The organism is Mycobacterium sp. 852002-51971_SCH5477799-a, from assembly GCF_001667145.1.
Classification (GTDB): domain Bacteria; phylum Actinomycetota; class Actinomycetes; order Mycobacteriales; family Mycobacteriaceae; genus Mycobacterium.
In genome coordinates, this window is record NZ_LZIF01000116.1 from 212,137 (window position 1) to 231,375 (window position 19,239).

Below are 19,239 nucleotides of genomic sequence, written 5' to 3' on the forward strand. Positions count from 1 at the left end.
AGGGAACAGAGGGCATTGGATGGCAAACAGGCTCCCCGACAACGCCTTCACTTCTCCCCAAACATTGGATCCCGGCCTTCGCAAGACTGCGCGATTCGTGCCTCGCGGATACGCCTTGCACCGCGGTCTGAAGTTCCAGCGCGCCGTCATGAACCTGATGGGCAATGCGGGGCGTATCCGCACCGTGCCAGTCGCCGCCGTCAACGAGCACGTCAGTGTCCGGCTGCATCGACCGGCCGGTCTTCCCGACCGCGCACCCGCACTGCTGTGGATCCACGGCGGCGGAACCATCATGGGGCACGCGGCCCAGGACGATAAGTATTTGCGCAAGTTGTCCGATCGCACCGGGTTCGCGATTGCCGCGGTAGAGCACCGGTTGGCTCCCGAACATCCCTACCCGACCCCGGTCGAAGATTGTTACGCGGCCCTGCTGTGGCTGGCCCGCCAGCCATGGGTTGACCCGGATCGAGTCGCCATTGGCGGGGCCAGTGCCGGAGGGCATTTCGCGGCCGCGGTCGCACAGCGAGCGCATGACCGCAGCGACATCCACATCACGTTCCAAATGCTGGTCTATCCGATGCTCGACGATCGCACCGGCGCCAAGCGCGGCGGGCCCAGGCGCATCATGTGGTCCGAATCCGACAATCAACTCGCCTGGCAGTGGTATCTCAACGGGGCCGATCCCGAAGAAGCCGCACCGGCTCGCCGAACGGATTTGTCGGGCTTGCCGCCCGCCTGGATCGGGGTCGGAACACTTGATCTCTTTTGTCAGGAGAGCCGAGAGTACGCGCGGCGCCTGCGCGAGGCGGGCGTGCCGGTGCACGAGGAAATTGTTCCGGGCGCGTTCCATGCGTTCGACCAGATCGCCGACAAGGCGCCGATATCGAGCAAGTTCTTCGAAAGCCAATGCGACTATTTGCGGCGTGCGCTGGCGGCCAGCGGATGACCGCCACCCTGCTGCGCATCATTCGGCGCGGGTGATCGAATCACGTTGTGCGCGAGAGCCTTACCTCCGACTAGGTCGCAACCTGCACGGCGGCAGACTCACCCAAAGCCCGAACAGATGCGTTCGCTCAGGCGCACAACGCACACCGCGCTCGTCCTCGAACCCGGCACCTTTTGACTGCAAAGTGTGCACAACGTGCAACTATATGAGTATGGCCAATCCCGTAGGGCTACGAGAGCGCCGTCGGCGCCAGACGAGCGCCGACATCCGCGACGCCGCGGTGCGCCTCACGCTGATACGCGGATTCGACAAGGTCACGGTCGACGAGATTTGCGCCGAAGCCGGAATCGCTACGCGCACGTTCTTCAACTACTTCCCCAACAAAGAGTCCGCCCTCGCCTACGGCCCGTCGGACATACCCCCCGAGCTGGTGGCTGATTTCGTCGCCGCAGGGCCCGCCCCCTACTCGGTAGTGCTTGCGGAGCTGATTACCCTGGCCGCCCATCACCTTCGCGACGTGCCGCCGCGACGCGAACACGCGGCCCACATGCTGGAACTCGCCAAGACTTCTCCCGCCGTGTTGGCGGCGTTCCTCGCCGACCTCGAGCGATTTCAAAAGCAGTTGACTGACATCATCGTGCGTCGCCAGGCGATGAAGCCGGACGACGAGATGGCGGCGCTGATCTCTGCGCTGGCCCTGACGGCGGTACGGTCCGGCATTGAGAAGTGGGCCAGCGGCGAGGCAGATGGAACGGCCGACACGCCGATGCCCTATGTTGAGCGGGCCGCCGTGCTGGTGAACAGCATCTTCACAAAGTGACCTGAAACACCAGCAGCAAATGTTGCATACACTGCAAGATATGCACATCATGTACTATGCGCTGGTGGCGGTACCCGGGGAGTCTTCAGCAACAAGGCGAGTCGGGTGTCGATGCCGGGGACGTCAGTCGGTGTGGGTGGGCAGCATTCACCGCGCTTGACGGCCCAGCGCGCGCGAACCGTAGCAATCGACGTAATCCGTTGTTGAGCAACGCGACTTGTGGGCATTCACCCGTCCACGACCTCCGGTCGCGCAAACGCTGATCCGCGTCACGACCGCGTGATGGGGAAGGGACCACCTAGGTGCAGATATCGAGACTTGTGCGCAACGCCTGGTTGCCGCTGTTGATCGTGGCGGTCGTGGTGGTCGGCGGCTTTGCGGTTGTCAGGGTCAAATCGTTTTTCGGCGCCCACGACACCGGCATCATGAGCAGCCCGCGACTCGACGATTCGAAGCCGTTCAAGCCCAAGGTCGTCAAGTACGAGGTCTTTGGCTCGGCCAGCCAGGCTAACGTGAATTACCTGGACTTGTCCGCCGACCCGAGGCGCATCGACGGAGCGCCGTTGCCGTGGACGTTGGTCCTCAGCACCACCGCCCCGTCGGTCTTCCCGAATCTCTCGGCACAGAGCGACGGCAATTCCCTGGGCTGCCGGATCACCATCGATGACGAAGTCAAGGCCGAGAACATGACCCAAGGCGTGCACGCCCTGACCTTCTGCTTGGTGAAATCCGCATGAGCACAACAATCGACGACACCCGCACCGACGCCATCCCCGTCGTGAAAGAACCCGTGCACGACAAGATCCCCCGGATTATCCGCACGTTGGCCGTGCCGATCATCTTGGGCTGGATCGCGCTTATCGCGGTGCTCAATGTCGTCGTCCCCCAGCTGGACGAGGTCGGCAAGATGCGTTCGGTGTCGATGGCGCCCGACGACGCGCAATCGGTGGTCGCGACCAAGCGCATGGGCGCGATCTTCAACGAGTACAAGTCCAACAGCTCGGTGATGATCGTCCTCGAGGGTCAGAATCCCCTCGGTGCCGACGCGCATGCCTACTACGACCAGATGGTCAAGAAGCTCGACGCCGACACCAAACACGTTGAGCACGTTCAGGATATGTGGAGCGATCCACTGACCGGGGCTGGCGCGCAGAGCAACGACGGCAAGGCCGCCTACGTCCAGGTCTACCTCGCCGGTAATCAGGGCGAGGCGCTGGCCAACGAGTCGGTGGAATCAGTCCAGAACATTGTGAAGAGCGTGCAGCCGCCCAAGGGGGTCAAGGCTTACGTCACCGGCCCCGCGGCGTTGTCCGCGGACCAACACGAGGCTGGCGACCGCAGCCTGCAGCTCATCACATTAGCCACCTTCACCGTGATCATCGGCATGCTGTTGTTGGTGTATCGGTCGGTCATCACCGTGCTGCTGACGCTGGTGATGGTGGTGCTCGAGCTATCGGCCGCCCGCGGCATGGTGGCTTTCCTCGGCTACTTCAAGCTCATTGGGCTTTCGACGTTCGCGACGAACCTGTTGGTCACGTTGGGAATCGCGGCCGCTACCGACTACGCGATCTTCTTGATCGGCCGGTATCAGGAAGCCCGCGCTATCGGCGAGACCCGCGAAGAGGCGTATTACACCATGTACAAGGGCACCGCCCACGTGGTGCTCGGGTCTGGCTTGACCATCGCCGGCGCGACATTCTGCCTGCACTTCACCAACCTGCCGTATTTCCAGACGCTGGGTATTCCGCTGGCCATCGGCATGGTGGTCGTGGTGGCAGCGGCATTGACACTCGGTGCGGCCGTCATCGCGGTGGCCACGCGTTTCGGCAAGACCCTCGAACCCAAACGCACACAACGGATTCGCGGGTGGCGCAAGGTCGGCGCCCTGGTCGTCCGCTGGCCCGGTCCGATCCTGGTGTTGACGATCGGGGTCGCGCTGGTGGGCTTGCTGACCCTGCCCGGCTACCGCACCAACTACAACGACCGCAATTACCTGCCCGCCGATCTGCCCGCGAACGAGGGTTACGCGGCCGCCGACCGGCACTTCTCGCAAGCGCGAATGAATCCGGAAGTGTTGATGATCGAAAGCGATCACGATCTGCGGAACTCGGCGGACTTCTTGGTGATCGACAAAATCGCCAAGACCGTCTTCCGGGTGCCGGGAATCAGTCGCGTGCAAGCCATTACCCGCCCGCAGGGCACGCCTATCGAGCACACCTCGATTCCATTCCAGATCAGCATGCAGGGCGTCACCCAGCAGATGAACCAGAAGTACCAAGAAGATCAGATGGCCGACATGCTGCACCAGGCCGACATGATGCAGACGACTATCGACAGCATGCAGAAGATGCAGAGCATCACGGCGCGAATGACCAATGACATGCATCAGATGGTCAAGAAGATGCACGACATGACCATCGACATCAACGAATTGCGCGATCACATGGCGGATTTCGAGGATTTCTTCCGCCCGATCCGCAGCTACCTCTACTGGGAAAAGCACTGCTACGACATTCCGGTGTGCTGGTCGCTTCGCTCGGTCTTCGACGGCCTGGACGGTATCGACACGATGACCGACGACATCGAGAGCCTGCTGCCGATCATGGATCACCTCGACACGCTGATGCCCCAGATGGTGGCGCTGATGCCTTCCATGATCGAAAACATGAAGGCGATGAAGACAACGATGCTGACCATGTATTCGACCCAGAAGGGTCTGCAGGATCAGCAGAACGAGGCGCAGAAGAACTCCAACGCCATGGGTAAGGCGTTCGACGCGTCCAAGAACGACGACTCGTTCTACCTGCCACCGGAAACGTTCAACAACGCCGAATTCAAGAAAGGCATGAAGAACTTCATCTCCCCCGACGGGCATGCCGTGCGCTTCATCATCAGCCATGACGGCGATCCGATGTCGCAGGAAGGCATTTCGCATATTCCGTTGATCAAGAAGGCCGCCTACGAAGCGTTGAAGGGCACGCCGCTGGAGGGCTCGAAGATCTATCTCGCGGGTACCGCGTCGATCTACAAAGACCTCAGCGACGGCAACACCTACGACCTGTTGATCGCCGGGATCGCTTCACTGTGCCTGATTTTCATCATCATGCTGATCATCACGCGAGGTGTGGTGGCGTCGGCGGTGATCGTGGGAACCGTCTTGCTCTCGCTGGGCGCGTCATTCGGGCTTTCGGTGCTGATTTGGCAGCACCTGATCGGCGTCGAGCTGCACTGGATGGTGCTCGCGATGTCGGTCATCATCCTGCTGGCGGTCGGCGCCGACTACAACCTGCTGCTGGTGGCGCGGTTCAAGGAAGAGATCCACGCCGGGCTGAACACCGGCATCATCCGGTCGATGGGCGGCACCGGTTCGGTGGTGACGTCCGCGGGTCTGGTGTTCGCCTTCACGATGATGACGATGGCGGTCAGCGAGCTGACGGTCATCGGTCAGGTGGGCACCACGATCGGACTTGGTTTGCTATTCGACACCCTGATCGTGCGGTCGCTGATGACCCCCGCGATTGCCGCGCTGCTGGGCAAGTGGTTCTGGTGGCCGCAACGGGTGCGTCAGCGCCCGGTTCCGTCGCCCTGGCCCAAGCCGGCCAAAGAAGCCGAACCGGTTACCGCCGCTAAGTGACCCAGTCCGGTTGCGCGTCGGTCTCGACGTTGGAGAAGTCCTTGTGGCCCAGGCCGGCGGTGGTGCCGCCGTCGACCACAAACTCCGAGCCGGTGGAGTAGCTGGACTCGTCGCTGGCCAGGTAGACCACAAGGTTGGAGACCTCGACGGGCTGGGCGGCCCGGCCCAGCGCGGTCTGGAAGATGTCGTCGGGAACCCAGTCGGTCATCGGGGTCTTGATGAGCCCGGGATGGATTGAGTTGACCCGGATTCCGCTCGGGCCAAGTTCGAGAGCCGCCGACTTGGTCAGTCCCCGCACGGCGAATTTGGTCGCGGTGTAGCCGTGGCAGGCGATGGTTCCTGCCATGCCTTCGATCGAGGAAATGTTGATGATCGATCCGCAGCCCGCTTCCTTCATGGGTTTGACCACGGCACGAATACCGAGAAATACGCCAGTCAAATTGATGTCGAGAATTCGCTGCCACTCCGAGAGCGCGTAATCCTCCAACGTGCCGATGTTGATGATGCCCGCGTTGTTGACCAGCACGTCGATGCGGCCGAACTCACTCAGCGCGGTCGCCACCGCCGCATCCCAATCCTCGGGCTTGGTTACATCGAGGTGCAGATAGCGGACGGCGTTGCCGACCTCCGCCGCCACCGCCTTGCCCTCGTCATCGAGGATGTCACCGAACACCACCTTGGCGCCCTCGGCGACCAGCGACCGCACATGCGATGCACCCATCCCCCGGGCACCGCCACTGATCAGGGCGACCTTACCCGCCAACCGTTCTGCCACTGCGTTTCTCCTGTCGTGAGGGCTCGTCTATGCACCATACGTACGGGTGGCTATGTATGGCCATAGCCGAAAGGTGCGACATCCAAATACCGGGCCACCCGATCAGGATCAGGAGTCGTGCTCCCGCAGCAGCGCCCGCGTGCGAGCCCGGCCTTCCGGCGACGGATCGAATGCCGCCGCGACGTACTCATCGACGCCCGCGGCACGCAGTTCGTCGAGCCGACCGCGGACGGTGTCCTCGTCGCCGATGATGGCGGCATCCTGCGGCCCCGCGTACCCCTCGCGATCGAGCATCGCGCGGTACGACGGCAGTTGGCCGTAAATGGCGAACTGTTCGGCCGCTTGCTTGCGGGCGGCGTCGACGTCATCGGTGACGCTGATGGGCAGCGATGCGGCGACGCGCACCCCGTCCTCGCGTCCGGCGTCGGCGGCTGCCTGCCGCAGCGTCGGCGCGACATGATCGGCCAGCGTTTTGGGGCCGGTCATCCAGGTGCAGGTTCCCGATGTGCGCCGGCCGGCGAGCTTGAGCAGTTGGGGACCCAGCGCCGCGATGTAGACGTCGGGCCGCGGCGCCCCCGATATCATCAGCTCGCCGCGAGTGGTCACCGTCTGCCCAGTCGCGTCGGCGCGTTCACCGGCCAACAGGGGCAAAAGACCGTCGAGGTATTCGTTCAGCCTGCGCACCGGCTTGTCCCACGGGATGCCCCACATCCCCTCGGTGACCGCCTGGTGGGTCATACCGAGCCCGAGTGTGAACCGGCCACCGGAGGCGAGGCTGAGCGTGAGGGCACGTTGCGCCATCTGCATCGGATGCTGATTTTGGATGGGCACCACACCACTGGCCACCTCGATAGTGTCGACCTCGTGCAGAGCGATGGCCAGGATCATGAGAAGGTCGGGCTCGTAAGGCAATTGACTCATCCACACCCGCTTGAAGCCTTCATCGCGAAGCATCGTAAGGTTGGCGATTGTCGCGTCGATCGGCGATTGGCTGCCCGATCCGCTGAGTTGCCCGAACATAGAAACCTGCATGACCGTCACGCTCCTTCGCATCGCCCCCGCTGTGAAAACGTTAGCGCCAACCGCCCGGCCCGTTTACAACTATGCCCGGAGGCGGGGTTAGGAAACCGTGCTCAGCTGACGATGTCGAAGACCGCCGCGGCGGAGGTGACCGCCTTGTCGGCGTTGCCCTCGTCGTGCAGCAGCATGCGTACGCCGACGCGTCCGGATCCCCCCGGGTGCGCGGAACCCTCGACCCGGAAGGGCCCGACCTTGCCGCGCGACATGAACATGACATGCCAGCTGACGACCTGCAGCTGTTTGGTCCCGGCGACTTCGGCGGCGAGGTCGATCGCCGCCGTCTCGAGGACGACATGCTGGGGCCCGATGTGCAGCGCGGCGTCCGGTGACGCGAGTTCGGTACTCAACTCGGGCAGTATCCAGTGACCGTCGCCCCGCCGGCTGGCGCCGAACGCCTGCCACAGCGGCGGGAGATCAGGAGAGTCCTCGACCACCAGCTCGGTGCCCGAAACATCCATGCGGTCCAGGCCTTCCGGCGGTATCCCGATGATCGCGCCCTGACCCTCGTTGAAGGCGATGACCCGGCTCGGGTTGTCGGCGTCGACGAGGGTGCAGCGCCCGTAGCCCATGGTGCGGCCCTGGTGCACGATGCCCGACCCGACAATCTCGATCCTGTTGACGTCGTAGCCGGGATCGACGATCTGTACCGACGCGATGACCGGATTGGGCACGGCGACCATGTCGGTCTGACAGCCCTCCGGGGAGGAAATGGCCAACGGCGCCACCATGATTCCGCCCGCTTCGTTGCGCATGTCACGGCGGATGATGACGGTGTCGTCGGTCTCCCCCAGATTCATCGACGAGTGCTTGCGGCCGATGTAGCGGTAGCTCAGCAGGCCTGTCCAACGCCGGTACAGTTCGTCCCGATAGGCGTCGGAATCACCCATCAACTCTCGGATGTCACGAGGTTGACCGCTCAATTCCGCTTGCCTCCTTAACTTTTGCCGCGCCGCACCTGGTTGAACGGCACGCCCCGGTCGTCGGCGCGCTCGCGCGGGAAGTTCAGCACCCGTTCGCCGATCACATTGCGTGCCATCTCGGTGGTGCCACCGCCGATGCTGGCGGTCTGACGGCCCAGATAGCGCGTCCCGATGTCGACCAACCCGCGCTCGTCGTCAACCACGGCCGCCGAACCCGCAACCGCCAGCGCGGTATCGGTCTCGACGTCGTGCACCTCGGCCATATAGAGGCGGATGATCGATCCCGCGGCGGGCGGGAGGGAGCCGCCGGCCACGGCATGGAAGACGTGCTCACTGAGTTGGCCATGCACGGCCCGGTGCACCAGCGCTCGGCCTACCATTTCTTGGAGTCGAAGGTTGCCTGCCTGGTTCGTCTTTCCGATCAGCGACATCAGATCCACCGAAACATCATGGGCCTCAGCAATTCCCGGCCCGCTGGTGTATTCCGAGCCGTCGCCCATAGTGCGCCGCTCGTGGTACAGCTGCCGGGATGCGACGTCCCATCCTTTGCCCGGTTCGCCGACCACGGCGTCGTCACCGACATCGACGTCATCGAAGAATTCTTCGCAGAATTCGATGGAGCCGTTCACCTGCTGGATCCGGTTGATGGTGACGCCGGGATGGTGCAGCGGCACCAGGAACATGGTCAGCCCATCGTGTTTGGGGACATCCCAGTTGGTCCGGGCCAGGCACAAACCGTAGTCGGCGGCGAACGCCCATGTGCTCCAGGTCTTGGCGCCGTTGATGATCCATCGTCCGTTCCGGCGCTCGGCGCGGGTGATGACGCCCGCCAGGTCCGATCCCCCGTTGGGCTCGGACAGCAGCTGCACCAGCACCTCGTCGCCGCGCAGCGCCGCCGCGATGTGCGTGCGCTTCTGCTCTTCGCTGCCCATGTCGAGAATGGTTGCGCAGCAAATGGCGAACGATGGGACGTTGAGCAGCAGCGGGGTCTCATACGCCTGGGACTCGGCGTCGAATGCCTTCTTGTATTCGTAGCTCAGGCCGAGCCCGCCATACTGGCGCGGAAAACAGATCCCGGCGAATCCGCCGTCCCACAACAGCTTTTGCAGTTCTCGCGCCCGATGCCACGACGGCAGCTCATCGCGCTCCAGCAGCGCGGCCTTGGCCGGATCGAGTCGCGGCATGGTCGCGGCCAGCCAGGCCCTGGCCCGGCTCCGAAATTCCTCGACCGACTCGGAAGTCACCGGCTGGCCTCTCATTCGAGCGTCGACCTTGTGCTGGGCGACTGTACAGCACCGCCTTGCGGGTGTACAGATGAGCGCCTTAAGAGCCGTTCAACTTCACCGCCGCGCGAATGAGCGCGGTCAGCGCCTTCTCATCAATCTCGTCACCCTCGCGGAAATCAATCGCGCGTCTGGTGTTTCCGTCCAAGCCGGAGTTGAACAGACCCGCGGGATCGTGCAGCGACGCGCCCTTGGCGAAGGTCATCTTCACAACGGTCTTGTACGTCTCGCCGGTGCAGATCATCCCGTCGTGATACCAGGTTGGAACGCCCCGCCACTTCCACTCTTCGACCACCTCGGGGTCGGCTTTCTTGATCAGTCTCCTAATGCGAGCGAGCATCTCACCGCGCCAATCCCCTAATTCCTTGATCCTGGCGTCGATCAGTTCGGCAGGTGACTTGGCTGGGGCGTCGTCCTTCGCCATCGGGGCTCGCTTTCGGTGAGGTTGTCGCTGGCAGGACCGTACATCAACCGAGGGCGGTCGCCGCGGGCCACACGCCAAGGCCCCGGTGCTCGGCAGCGGCGCGGCCCGCAAGTAATCTGCGGTCGATCACTATGACGGATACACATCCCTTCGACGAAGCCCTCGAGCTCGAGACGCTCGCTCCGGGCGTCAGCCGGGGCCGCACCCACCCCGCGTGGGCCAATATGGTCGGACCGTTCGGAGGAATCACCGCCGCCGTCATGCTGCGGGCCGTCGAAGCACAGCCCGAGCGCATCGGGGAACCGCTGGCCCTGACCGTCAACTACGCCGCCCCCATCGCCGACGGTGACTTCGACCTCACCCTGCGGGCGGCGCGCACCAACCGCACCAATCAGCACTGGATAGTCGAGCTCAGCCAGGACGATGTGATCAAGACGACGGCGACCGCGATCTTCGCGGTCCGGCGCGAGAGCTGGGCCGACACGGAAAGTGACCCGCCGAACGCGCCGGCCCCCGAGCAGGTGCCTGCGGTCGATCCGGGCCTCGTTCAATGGACCAGCCTCTACGACATGCGGTACGTCGAAGGTGCGATGCCCGGCAAGGGCGGCGATCCGAACCCTTCGTCCACCTCCACGCTGTGGGTCCGTGACGGCGCGGGACGCCCGGTCGACTATCCGGCGCTCGCGGCGCTGTGTGACATCTTCTATCCGCGGGTGTTCCTGCGTCGCGGCCGCTTGATCCCGTCCGGCACCATTTCGTTGACCACGTATTTTCACGCCGATCCGCCTCAACTCGACGCCGTCGCGAGCGACTTCGTGCTGGCCACCGCCCACGCCAACCGCTTCTCCCGCGGGTATTTCGACCAAAGCGCGAAAGTGTGGACCGCCGACGGCGGGTTGCTGGCCACCACACATCAGATCGTCTACTTCAAGGGTTGACGGGTTTACACTTCGCCAGTGAAACGTCACGCGAAGACGCTTACGGAAAGAATCGAGCCGCAATGACGGAGCGCGCGCAAGACCTGATCGATGAGACGCTGCCGGCGATCGAATCGATCAAACAGCTCAAGGCCCGCTACTGCCGCTACCTGGACACCAAAGACTGGGCGGCGTGGCGGACCATCTTTACCGACGATTTCGTCAGCGACACGTCCGAAGCCGGCGGCAAGGTGATCGCCGGCGCCGACGACTTCGTGGCGTTCACCCGTCGCGCCCTTGGCCGCCCGTCGCAGCCCACCGCCCACCAGGTACACACGCCCGAAATCGAGCTCACCTCGGCGACGACCGCGCGCGGGATATGGGCTCTGCAAGACGTTGTCCGATTCGGGCCCGGGGTAACCCTGGTCGGCTACGGCCACTACCACGAGACGTACGAGAGTTTCGCCGGCCAGTGGCTTATCAAGAGCTCCAAGCTAACTCGACTCCGCGAGGACATCGTGACGCCGTTCTTCTCGATCTACGTCTCGGCCCGAATCCGCACCGCGATCGGCAAGATCGCCGGCCGGGTGATGGATCAGTGACGCGGTCATGACAGTCGACACCGTGTTGGTCACCGGCGCATTCGGACAGGTCGGTAAGCGCTGCACGCAGATCCTGCTGGAGCGGGGACGAACCGTCATCGCGATGGATCTGGGCAACGACAACACCGTCGCCGCCGAGAAAGAACTCGCCGGCGGTGGGTACCCCGGGACGTTGATACCCACGTACACCGATCTCCTGGATGCCGAGGCGGTGAACGAGCTCGTCGCCGCCCATAAGCCAGGGGCCATCGTCCACCTGGCCGCCATCGTGTCCCCGCCGTCCTACCGCAACCCCGGACGGGCCCGGCGCGTCAATGTCGGTGGCACCGAAAATCTGTTGACGGCCTGCTCGGCGCTGCCCCGGCCGCCTCTGTTCCTCATGGCATCGAGCGCCGCGGTATACGGATCGCGCAACCCCTACCGTCAGCCCGAGCGGATCACCCCGGACACCCCAGTGAATCCCATCGATCAATACGGCCAGGACAAAGTGCTTGCCGAGGCGGCGATTCGCGCCAGCGGGCTGCCCTATGCGCTTTTCCGCCTCGCGGGGGTTATCTCGCCGGACACTCAGGCCGGTATCAACGGTGACTACCTCGTCCTGATGCGTTCGATGCCCAGCGACAATCGCATACACGCGGTGGATGCGCGCGATGTGGCGCTGGCCTTCGCCAACGGCGTCGATCGCGCGGCATCGATATCCGGCAAAGTCGTGCTCATCGGCGGCAACGAAACGTATGTGCTGTTGCAGCACGGCCTGCAGGACGACCTGATGAGCGCCGCCGGTCTGGGTCCGCTCGGCCCCTCGGCGGGCCTGCCCGGCGACCCCGCCGATGACCGCGGCTGGAGTTTCACCGGCTGGTACGACACCACCGAAGCGCAGACGCTGCTGAATTTCCAAGAGCACGACTGGAGTCAGACGCTGCAGTGGATCGCCGAATCACAGGGCCGTGCGCGCGTCGCGCTGCGACTGCTTGGGCCACTGCTACGGCCGGCGCTGCGTGCCGTTTTTTTCGTTCAGCGCCGGCTCGAGGGACGAGGTCCCTACGCAGACCCGTGGTCGCTGATTGAAAAGAAGTATGGCACAGCGGCTTTGGCCAGCGTCGAGTAGCGCAGACCAGCACCAGCCGCTAGCGGTCGATCCAGGCCATCTGCGCCTCGGCGTGATGCCCTCCCACCGGAGGGGTGAGGCTATCGAGCCTGGCCAGTTGGTCGGCCGTCAGTTCTACCGCGTCAGCGCCGACGTTTTCCTCTAGCCGCGTGACACGTTTGGTGCCCGGAATGGGCACGATGTCAGGTCCTTTCGCCAGCAGCCAGGCCAAGGCGACCTGAGCCGGCGTGGCACCGACGTCCGCGCTGATGTCGCGGACCTCGTCCGCGCACCGCAGGTTGTGCTGGAAGTTGTCCTCGAAGAACCGCGGGTTTGTCTTACGGTAGTCGGTGTCGGGCAGCTCGTCTGTGGTGCGGATGGCGCCGGTGAGGAAGCCGCGGCCCAGCGGGGAGTAGGCGACAAACCCGATGCCCAATTCGCGTAGTACCGGCAAGATCTCGTCTTCTTGATCGCGTGTCCACAGCGAGTACTCGGATTGGACTGCCGTGATGGAGTGTACGGCGTGGGCGCGACGAATGGTGTCCACGCCGACTTCAGACAGACCGACGTGCCGGACTTTCCCGGCGGCGACCAGCTCGGCCAGCGCACCGACCGTGTCTTCGATCGGGGTTTGGCGGTCGAGTCGGTGCTGGTAGTACAGATCGATGTGATCGGTCGCAAGCCGTTGCAGCGAACCGTCCACGGCGATACGGACGTTGGCGGGGCTGCTGTCGAGACCCTCGCGGCCGATGTGCGAGATCAGGCCGAATTTGGTTGCCAGCACTACTTGATCGCGTCTGCCCTGCAGAGCGCGGGCCAGAAGTTCCTCGTTGACGTACGGGCCGTAGACCTCGGCGGTGTCGATGAGCGTGACACCCAGGTCGATGGCGCGATGAACGGTGCGGATCGATTCCGCATCGTCACTGCCCGCGCCGGCGTACGCCACCGACATGCCCATCGCGCCCAACCCGAGGCGGCCGACCTGTAGCTCGGCGAGTTGAGCCGGTTTCATCAGATGTCTCCTGTTCTACGGTTGCGCGAGACCCAGCTGAGTGCTGGACGGTACCGTGGCGCTGTGTACCGCGTCGAGCCTCCCCCGATCTGATGGATCGCGCAAACAACCCGGAACGCAATCTGGCGGTCGACTACTACCGCGTATCGGGCGTGGTGCTGATCGTGCTGGGACACTGGCTAGCCGGATCGGTGACGTACCAGGGCGGACAGTTCGGCCGGCAGAACCCGCTCGTCGACCTGCCCTGGACCCAGTGGCTGACCTGGCCGTTTCAGGCTGTCCCGGCGTTCTTCCTGGTTGCCGGCTACGCCGCCGCCGTGTCGTGGACGCATCGGCATGACACCGAGGGCGTTTCACGTCGAACCTGGGTGCAGCGCCGGGCGGCCCGAGTCCTTGGGCCGACGGCGGTGTACGCCGCGCTGGTGTCGGTGGTTGTGGTGGTCCTGGGCGCCTGCGGTGTGGCAGGCTCGATCCTCGAGTACGCAGGCTGGGCAGTCGCGATGCACCTGTGGTTCCTCGCGGTGTATCTGGTGGTCGTGTCGCTGACGCCGATTGCGATTGTCGCACAACGCCGTTGGGGTCTGCTGGTGCCCGCGGTCCTGGCGTTGGCCGTCGCGGCGGCGGATGTCGCCCGGCTCGTCGGGCACGTGCCCTACCTCAACTGGATGAATTATCTGCTGGGCTGGGGCAGCCTGTACCAGCTCGGAATCGCTTGGCACGGCGGGTCATTGGCCGGTCGCCGGCCCTGGCTGCTGGCCGGCGTTGCTGCGGTGGCGCTGGCGCTGCTGGTTTGGCTGAACATTTATCCGGTCAGCATGATCGGAGTTCCCGGGCAGACCATCGACAACACGACACCACCGACCGTGGCCCTGTTGGCGTTCGGCTGCTCCCAAACCGGGATTGCGATAGCCGTCGCACCCGCGCTCAACCGTGCGCTGCGCGGCATGCGCGCCGAGCGCGCACTGTCCATCGCCAACAACAACATCATGGCTCTTTACCTGTGGCACATGATTCCCGTCGTCATCGTCGCGATCGTCGGCTATCCGACCGGACTCTTGCCGCAGCCGCCCGAGGGTAGCGCGGACTGGTGGCTGGCCCGGCTGGAATGGGTGGTCGTCCTCAGCGTCGTGACCACGGTGGAGATAGCGCTGCTGTTCTGGGCGCGAAGGCTTTTCGCGGCTCCGCTGCCCCTGCTCGGCGTTCCGGTCACGGAGCGATGGGCGGAACCCACGATGCTGGCCGGCGTCGCGATGGCGGCTTATGCCCTGTCGCTGATCGCCGCCGAGGGCTTCGCCCCCGACGGGCGATTCCCGTGGCTGACCGCAGCGATCTTCGCTGCGGGAGCGCTGCTGGCGGCGTTTCGTCCCGCTCGGCAGCACGCGGAAAGGGTGTAACGCTGCCCCCGCCTAGTCAAAGGCGCTGTCGGGCAACGGACGTCGACATACCGTGCGGGCCTCGGCGGTGCTGAGCCCGAACAGCCGTAAGATGCTCTCGGTGACCGCGTCGGCGGCGTGCGCGTCGTCGCGCTCGGGGTGATTCCGCAATAGGTTGCCCAGACCAAGCAGAGCGCCCCCGGCCATGGCCAGAGCCAGTTCGGGATCTTCCACCGCGAACCTGCCGGCCTCGACACCGGCCTTGATGTCGCGCAGGGCCCGTGGCGCCAGGCCACTGGGCGACGACAACAGCGCCAACCCATTCGCGAGCAGAATCTGGCTCTCCTGCGGGCGACGACGGAAGAGTCGGCCGGTCAGCCGGAAACTGGTGGCGAATGCCTCCGCCGGGTCCTCGATGGATTCGGTGAGCCGGTCCAGCATCGCACCGTACGCGTCCAGTACGTCGGCGACGGCCACGTCGAACAGCTGCTCCTTGCTGTCGAAGTGGTTGTAGAAGGAACCCATCCCGACATCGGCGGCTTGGGTGATCTCCAGGACCGGCACGTTGGATTTGCCCTCGGCGATCAGCCGCTGTGCGGCCGCAACCAAGGCCGCACGGGTGCGCTGTTTGCGCCGCGCCAAGCGGTTGGCCGTCTGACCATCGGGCATCGCGCTCATCTTGAGCAGTATGCCTCAGTTATGAGGATTCCGTCAGAAGTCTTGACTGAACCTTGACTCGTATGTGACGATTTCGTCAGTTAGTGTGGGAGATCGCAGATGAACATGACTAAGAGCGCCCAGCCAGACGGAAATAGTCCGCCGGGCGCGCTACCCGGCGAGCACCCCGGACGATCACGCACCCCGGTGATCAAGGTCGTCGATATCGCCTGGCTGGAGTTCGAGCGACCGGACCCGACGCGCGCCGAGGCCTTCGCGCGGGCCTTCGGGTTTCACACGGCCCAGCGCGGCCCGGATGAAGTGCTGATGCGTGGCACGCTGTCCGGCGGACCATGCCTAATCCTGCGTCGCGGGCCCAGGCGGCGATTCGCCGGTGTGGCGTTCCAGGCGTGCGACGAGGCGGACGTGCTGAGGTTGGCTAATGCCCACGGCGCGCCCACGCGACCGCTGCCCGACGCCGTCGGCGGCGTCTCGGTCGAGCTGGTCGACCCCAGCCGCATGCCGGTCCGCGTTGTCGCCGGCATGACCGAACTACCGGAACTCCCGGCGCAGCAACCGCTTTCACTCAATTTCGGAGCCGACCCGCGGCGCATCAACGAAGCCCAGCGTCCCCGGCGCGCGCCCGCCCGCGTGCAGCGCCTGGGACATCTCGTCGTGCAGTCGATGAAGTACGTTGAGACGCTGAACTGGTACCTGGACAACCTGGGGATGATCGTCAGCGACTTCTTGTACTTCCCCGGCCAGCGCGGCCGAGGACCGACGATGAGTTTCATCCGCTGCGATCGCGGCCTGACCCCGGCCGACCATCACACGCTCGCTCTCGCACTCGGTCCGGGCAACCGCTACGTCCACTCGGCGTATCAGGTCAGCGACCTCGACGCCCTGGCCGCCGGGGGGGAATACCTGCGCGAGCGTGGCTATTTGCGCTCGTGGGGAATCGGCAGACACATCCAGGGCAGCCAGATCTTCGACTACTGGCGCGATCCCGATGGTTACCTGTTCGAGCACTTCGCCGATGGCGACCTGTTCGACAACACCCTCGAACCCGGATGGGCACCGTTTACCGCATCAGGATTGGCCCAATGGGGCCCTCCGGCGAGCAGGGACTTCCTCGGCACCGACCTCAAATCTGCTCGCCATGAACTCGTTTCGATCGCTACCGCCTTGCGCGGACACAACGAATTCGATATCGGCCGTCTAGCCGGACTACTGAAAGTGCCTACCTCATGACCGTTTCCGTCCTGCACACCGCCGACGCCTGGTGGCTCAAAACGGCACGCGGCGCCGCGAAGATCGACACCGCCGCCACCAGCACCGCGGGGCTGCTGGCCGATGCGGCCGCCATTGAGGCGGCCGCCGACAATACCGACAGCGTGGAACTGGACGGTTTGCGATTCGTCTCGCCGGTGACCAGACCGTGCCGGGTGATAGCCCAGATGACCAACTTCGAGTCGCACGTCAAAGACGCCGGCATGGACCCGTCGTCGGTGCCGCTGACCTTCTTCCGCAAGGCGTCGGCATCGATCAACGGCCCGTTCGACGACATCGTCAAACCGCCACACGTCAAGCTCCTCGACTACGAGGTGGAGATCGGGCTGGTGATCGGGAGCACGATCCCGGTCGGCACCAGCATTTCCGAGACGAACCTCGGCGACCTCATCGCCGGGCTGGTCGTCACCAACGACATCTCGGCGCGCGATGTGCAGCTCCCACAGACGCAGTTCTACGAGGCCAAGTCCTATCCGACGTTCACCCCGGTAGGCCCGGAACTGGTGCTGCTGGGCGCGGACGAACTCAAGCGATTCGGCGATCTGCGACTGCGGTTGAGCGTCAACGGCGACGAGCGCCAGAATGCACTCGTCGATCCCGACATGCTCTACCGTCCGCTGCAGGCGCTGCAGTCGCTTACCCAGTTCCAGGAACTCGCACCCGGCGATTTGGTGCTCACCGGAACCCCGGCCGGCACCGCGTTGAGCGCTCCGCCGAAGCCGCTACAGATCATCGGAAACCTGTTGCCACCCAACCTGAAATGGAGATTCTTCTTCTCGCGCCAGGCCGACAACACGAATTACCTGCAGGACGGCGACGTCGTCGAGGCGTCGATCGGCACCGATGACAGAACCATCGATCTCGGAACACAGCGCGCCACAGTACGATTCGCGTGAACCACGATTACGTTCGGCGCCGCTGCGTAGTCATAGTCGGCGCCGGACCGACCGGCATCACCGCCGCGACCCTGCTGGCGCAACACGACGTGGATTGCCTGGTGCTCGACCGTTGGTCCGCCGTGTACCCCCAGCCACGCGCCGTGCACCTCGACGACGAGATCTACCGCATACTCGCCCGCATCGGCATCGCCGATGAGTTCGCGTCGATCTCCAGGCCCACGCTGGGTTTGCGGCTAATGGGCGTGGATTTCGATGTCCTCGCCCAGTTCAACCGCGATCAATCCCAGCGTGTTAACGGCTTTCCGCAGGCCAACATGTTCGACCAGCCGGAGCTGGAGGCGCTGCTGCGCGCCAACCTCAAGCGCTACCCCACAGCGCAATTGCGCGGCGACGCCGAAGTCACCGCGATCACCGATGGCGCGAAGGGCATCCGCGTCACGTTCACCGACCGCACCGACGGCCACCTTCACCACGTAGACGCTGACTATGTGCTGGGATGCGACGGCGCGAACAGCACCGTGCGCGTCCACATCGGTTCCACGATGCGGGACTTGAACTTTCAGCAACGCTGGCTGGTCGTCGACGTGGCCAGCGATGCCGACCTGCGCCAATGGGATGGCGTCCACCAGGTGTGCGACCCGGTACGCGCGGGAACCTACATGCGCATCGGAGAATCCCGCTACCGATGGGAATTCCGGCTGCTGGCCGGCGAAACCGCCGACGACTTCGGCACGCTAGACGCATTGCGGCCGCTGATTGCGCCGTGGACGGAAACGGTCACCGACAGCCGGCTGACCCTGCTGCGTGTCGCCGAATACACCTTCCGCGCTCAGATCGCCGACCGGTGGCGACGCGGGAACGTGTTCATTCTCGGCGACGCGGCGCACCTCACTCCCCCATTCATCGGCCAGGGCATGGGGGCAGGGTTTCGGGATGCGGCCAACCTGGCGTGGAAGCTCGCCGCGGTCCATCACGGCACCATGGCGGCGGATGCCCTGGACAGCTACGAACAGGAACGCGCGCCGCATACCCGACAGATGATCCGGTTGGCGCTGGGTGTCGGCTGGGCGATGACCGGCGGCGGCCGCGCGGGCGATGCGGCGCGCCGGTTGGTGCTGCCACATATGCGCTTCATCCCCGGCCTGCGCCGCAGGATCGTCGACTCCACCACGCCAGCGCTGCATTCCTCAGCGCTCGTGAGCAATTCGCCACTGCCGCGCCGGCTCGGCGGAAGGCTCTGCCCGAACCCGTTGCTGCGTGACGGTCGACGCCTCGATGATGTGCTCGGCACGGGCTTCGCGCTGATCACCATGGTTCGCCCCACGGCCGCCGACGAAGCAGCCCTGCGGCGTCGCGGCGTCGTCACCCTGATCCCGCAATCGGGCGATGCCTTGGCGACGTGGTTGCGTCGGGGGCGCGCCGACGCAGCTGTGGTGCGCCCCGACCGGACCGTCGCCCGGGCCGGAGGTGACGTCGCGTCTCTGTGCGCCTGGGCGACCGCTGTGCTGCGTGAGCGGTGA

General features: G+C 64.6%; 18 protein-coding genes. 11 read left to right on the top strand and 7 right to left on the bottom strand.

The window, feature by feature from the left end; translation table 11 throughout:
• Nucleotides 1-19: 19 nt before the first annotated feature.
• The 4 genes from A5753_RS20140 to A5753_RS20155 all read left to right on the top strand — a co-directional run bounded on the left by A5753_RS20140 (nt 20) and on the right by A5753_RS20155 (nt 5,400).
• Nucleotides 20-946, top strand: a complete 927-nt coding sequence (locus A5753_RS20140) for an alpha/beta hydrolase (protein ID WP_067132207.1) — start codon at nt 20-22, stop codon at nt 944-946.
• A 211-nt stretch (nt 947-1,157) separates the two neighbouring features.
• A complete protein-coding gene (locus A5753_RS20145; RefSeq protein WP_067132210.1) occupies nt 1,158-1,766 on the top strand; it encodes a TetR family transcriptional regulator in 609 nt (202 codons plus the stop codon).
• Nucleotides 1,767-2,068: 302 nt separating this feature from the next.
• On the top strand, nt 2,069-2,503 hold the full coding sequence (locus tag A5753_RS20150; RefSeq protein WP_304441442.1) for an MmpS family transport accessory protein: 435 nt from the start codon (nt 2,069-2,071) through the stop codon (nt 2,501-2,503).
• Complete coding sequence (locus A5753_RS20155; protein ID WP_067132215.1) at nt 2,500-5,400, top strand: RND family transporter; 2,901 nt, start codon at nt 2,500-2,502, stop codon at nt 5,398-5,400. The genes A5753_RS20150 and A5753_RS20155 overlap by 4 nt, the downstream gene beginning before the upstream one ends.
• On the opposite strand, the gene A5753_RS20160 is transcribed toward A5753_RS20155, so the two are convergent.
• The 5 genes from A5753_RS20160 to A5753_RS20180 form a co-directional block, all read right to left on the bottom strand.
• Nucleotides 5,393-6,175 carry an SDR family oxidoreductase gene (locus A5753_RS20160; RefSeq protein ID WP_067132219.1) on the bottom strand — a complete coding sequence of 261 codons (783 nt, stop codon included), beginning with the start codon at nt 6,173-6,175 and terminating at the stop codon, nt 5,393-5,395. The genes A5753_RS20155 and A5753_RS20160 overlap by 8 nt on opposite strands.
• Nucleotides 6,176-6,283: 108 nt before the next feature.
• Nucleotides 6,284-7,207, bottom strand: a complete 924-nt coding sequence (locus tag A5753_RS20165; protein WP_067132570.1) for a TIGR03564 family F420-dependent LLM class oxidoreductase — start codon at nt 7,205-7,207, stop codon at nt 6,284-6,286.
• A 101-nt stretch (nt 7,208-7,308) separates the two neighbouring features.
• Complete coding sequence (locus A5753_RS20170) at nt 7,309-8,175, bottom strand: hypothetical protein (protein ID WP_067132222.1); 867 nt, start codon at nt 8,173-8,175, stop codon at nt 7,309-7,311.
• A 14-nt stretch (nt 8,176-8,189) separates the two neighbouring features.
• A complete protein-coding gene (locus A5753_RS20175) occupies nt 8,190-9,419 on the bottom strand; it encodes an acyl-CoA dehydrogenase family protein (RefSeq protein ID WP_067132225.1) in 1,230 nt (409 codons plus the stop codon).
• A 79-nt stretch (nt 9,420-9,498) separates the two neighbouring features.
• A complete protein-coding gene (locus tag A5753_RS20180) occupies nt 9,499-9,882 on the bottom strand; it encodes a DUF1801 domain-containing protein (RefSeq protein WP_067132229.1) in 384 nt (127 codons plus the stop codon).
• Between the two features lie 131 nt (nt 9,883-10,013).
• Between A5753_RS20180 and A5753_RS20185 the strand changes: the two genes are divergently transcribed.
• From A5753_RS20185 to A5753_RS20195, 3 genes are all read left to right on the top strand, one after another.
• Complete coding sequence (locus A5753_RS20185) at nt 10,014-10,820, top strand: acyl-CoA thioesterase II (protein WP_067132232.1); 807 nt, start codon at nt 10,014-10,016, stop codon at nt 10,818-10,820.
• Nucleotides 10,821-10,882: 62 nt separating this feature from the next.
• Nucleotides 10,883-11,401 (top strand): nuclear transport factor 2 family protein, encoded by a 519-nt coding sequence (locus tag A5753_RS20190; protein ID WP_067132235.1) that lies wholly within the window; start codon nt 10,883-10,885, stop codon nt 11,399-11,401.
• A gap of 7 nt (nt 11,402-11,408) precedes the next feature.
• Nucleotides 11,409-12,509, top strand: a complete 1,101-nt coding sequence (locus A5753_RS20195; protein ID WP_067132238.1) for an NAD(P)-dependent oxidoreductase — start codon at nt 11,409-11,411, stop codon at nt 12,507-12,509.
• Between the two features lie 19 nt (nt 12,510-12,528).
• Here A5753_RS20195 and A5753_RS20200 read toward each other — a convergent pair whose 3' ends face one another.
• On the bottom strand, nt 12,529-13,500 hold the full coding sequence (locus A5753_RS20200) for an aldo/keto reductase (protein ID WP_067132241.1): 972 nt from the start codon (nt 13,498-13,500) through the stop codon (nt 12,529-12,531).
• Nucleotides 13,501-13,592: 92 nt separating this feature from the next.
• On the opposite strand from A5753_RS20200, the gene A5753_RS20205 reads away from it, so the two are divergent.
• Nucleotides 13,593-14,894, top strand: coding sequence for an acyltransferase (locus A5753_RS20205; protein WP_067132244.1), 1,302 nt, complete (start codon nt 13,593-13,595; stop codon nt 14,892-14,894).
• Nucleotides 14,895-14,906: 12 nt separating this feature from the next.
• Here the strand turns inward: A5753_RS20205 and A5753_RS20210 are convergent, their stop codons facing one another.
• Entirely contained in the window at nt 14,907-15,551 is a 645-nt protein-coding gene (locus A5753_RS20210) for a TetR/AcrR family transcriptional regulator (protein WP_067132247.1), read from the bottom strand.
• A 99-nt stretch (nt 15,552-15,650) separates the two neighbouring features.
• Here A5753_RS20210 and A5753_RS20215 point away from each other — a divergent pair, with 99 nt between their 5' ends.
• From A5753_RS20215 to A5753_RS20225, 3 genes are read left to right on the top strand one after another with little or no spacing between them, the layout of a single operon-like run.
• Nucleotides 15,651-16,781 carry a VOC family protein gene (locus A5753_RS20215; protein ID WP_067132250.1) on the top strand — a complete coding sequence of 377 codons (1,131 nt, stop codon included), beginning with the start codon at nt 15,651-15,653 and terminating at the stop codon, nt 16,779-16,781.
• Nucleotides 16,778-17,716 carry a fumarylacetoacetate hydrolase family protein gene (locus A5753_RS20220; protein WP_067132253.1) on the top strand — a complete coding sequence of 313 codons (939 nt, stop codon included), beginning with the start codon at nt 16,778-16,780 and terminating at the stop codon, nt 17,714-17,716. Before A5753_RS20215 ends, A5753_RS20220 begins: the two co-directional genes overlap by 4 nt.
• A complete protein-coding gene (locus A5753_RS20225; protein WP_231990115.1) occupies nt 17,713-19,239 on the top strand; it encodes a bifunctional 3-(3-hydroxy-phenyl)propionate/3-hydroxycinnamic acid hydroxylase in 1,527 nt (508 codons plus the stop codon). The genes A5753_RS20220 and A5753_RS20225 overlap by 4 nt, the downstream gene beginning before the upstream one ends.

Coding starts and splice junctions, on each gene's coding strand:
- A5753_RS20215 (WP_067132250.1), top strand. CDS start 15,651: ATGAACATGACTAAGAGCGCCCAGCCAGACGGAAATAGTCCGCCGGGC.
- A5753_RS20205 (WP_067132244.1), top strand. CDS start 13,593: ATGGATCGCGCAAACAACCCGGAACGCAATCTGGCGGTCGACTACTAC.
- A5753_RS20180 (WP_067132229.1), bottom strand. CDS start 9,882: ATGGCGAAGGACGACGCCCCAGCCAAGTCACCTGCCGAACTGATCGAC.
- A5753_RS20155 (WP_067132215.1), top strand. CDS start 2,500: ATGAGCACAACAATCGACGACACCCGCACCGACGCCATCCCCGTCGTG.
- A5753_RS20200 (WP_067132241.1), bottom strand. CDS start 13,500: ATGAAACCGGCTCAACTCGCCGAGCTACAGGTCGGCCGCCTCGGGTTG.
- A5753_RS20145 (WP_067132210.1), top strand. CDS start 1,158: ATGGCCAATCCCGTAGGGCTACGAGAGCGCCGTCGGCGCCAGACGAGC.
- A5753_RS20165 (WP_067132570.1), bottom strand. CDS start 7,207: ATGCAGGTTTCTATGTTCGGGCAACTCAGCGGATCGGGCAGCCAATCG.
- A5753_RS20210 (WP_067132247.1), bottom strand. CDS start 15,551: ATGAGCGCGATGCCCGATGGTCAGACGGCCAACCGCTTGGCGCGGCGC.
- A5753_RS20190 (WP_067132235.1), top strand. CDS start 10,883: ATGACGGAGCGCGCGCAAGACCTGATCGATGAGACGCTGCCGGCGATC.
- A5753_RS20185 (WP_067132232.1), top strand. CDS start 10,014: ATGACGGATACACATCCCTTCGACGAAGCCCTCGAGCTCGAGACGCTC.
- A5753_RS20140 (WP_067132207.1), top strand. CDS start 20: ATGGCAAACAGGCTCCCCGACAACGCCTTCACTTCTCCCCAAACATTG.
- A5753_RS20195 (WP_067132238.1), top strand. CDS start 11,409: ATGACAGTCGACACCGTGTTGGTCACCGGCGCATTCGGACAGGTCGGT.
- A5753_RS20220 (WP_067132253.1), top strand. CDS start 16,778: ATGACCGTTTCCGTCCTGCACACCGCCGACGCCTGGTGGCTCAAAACG.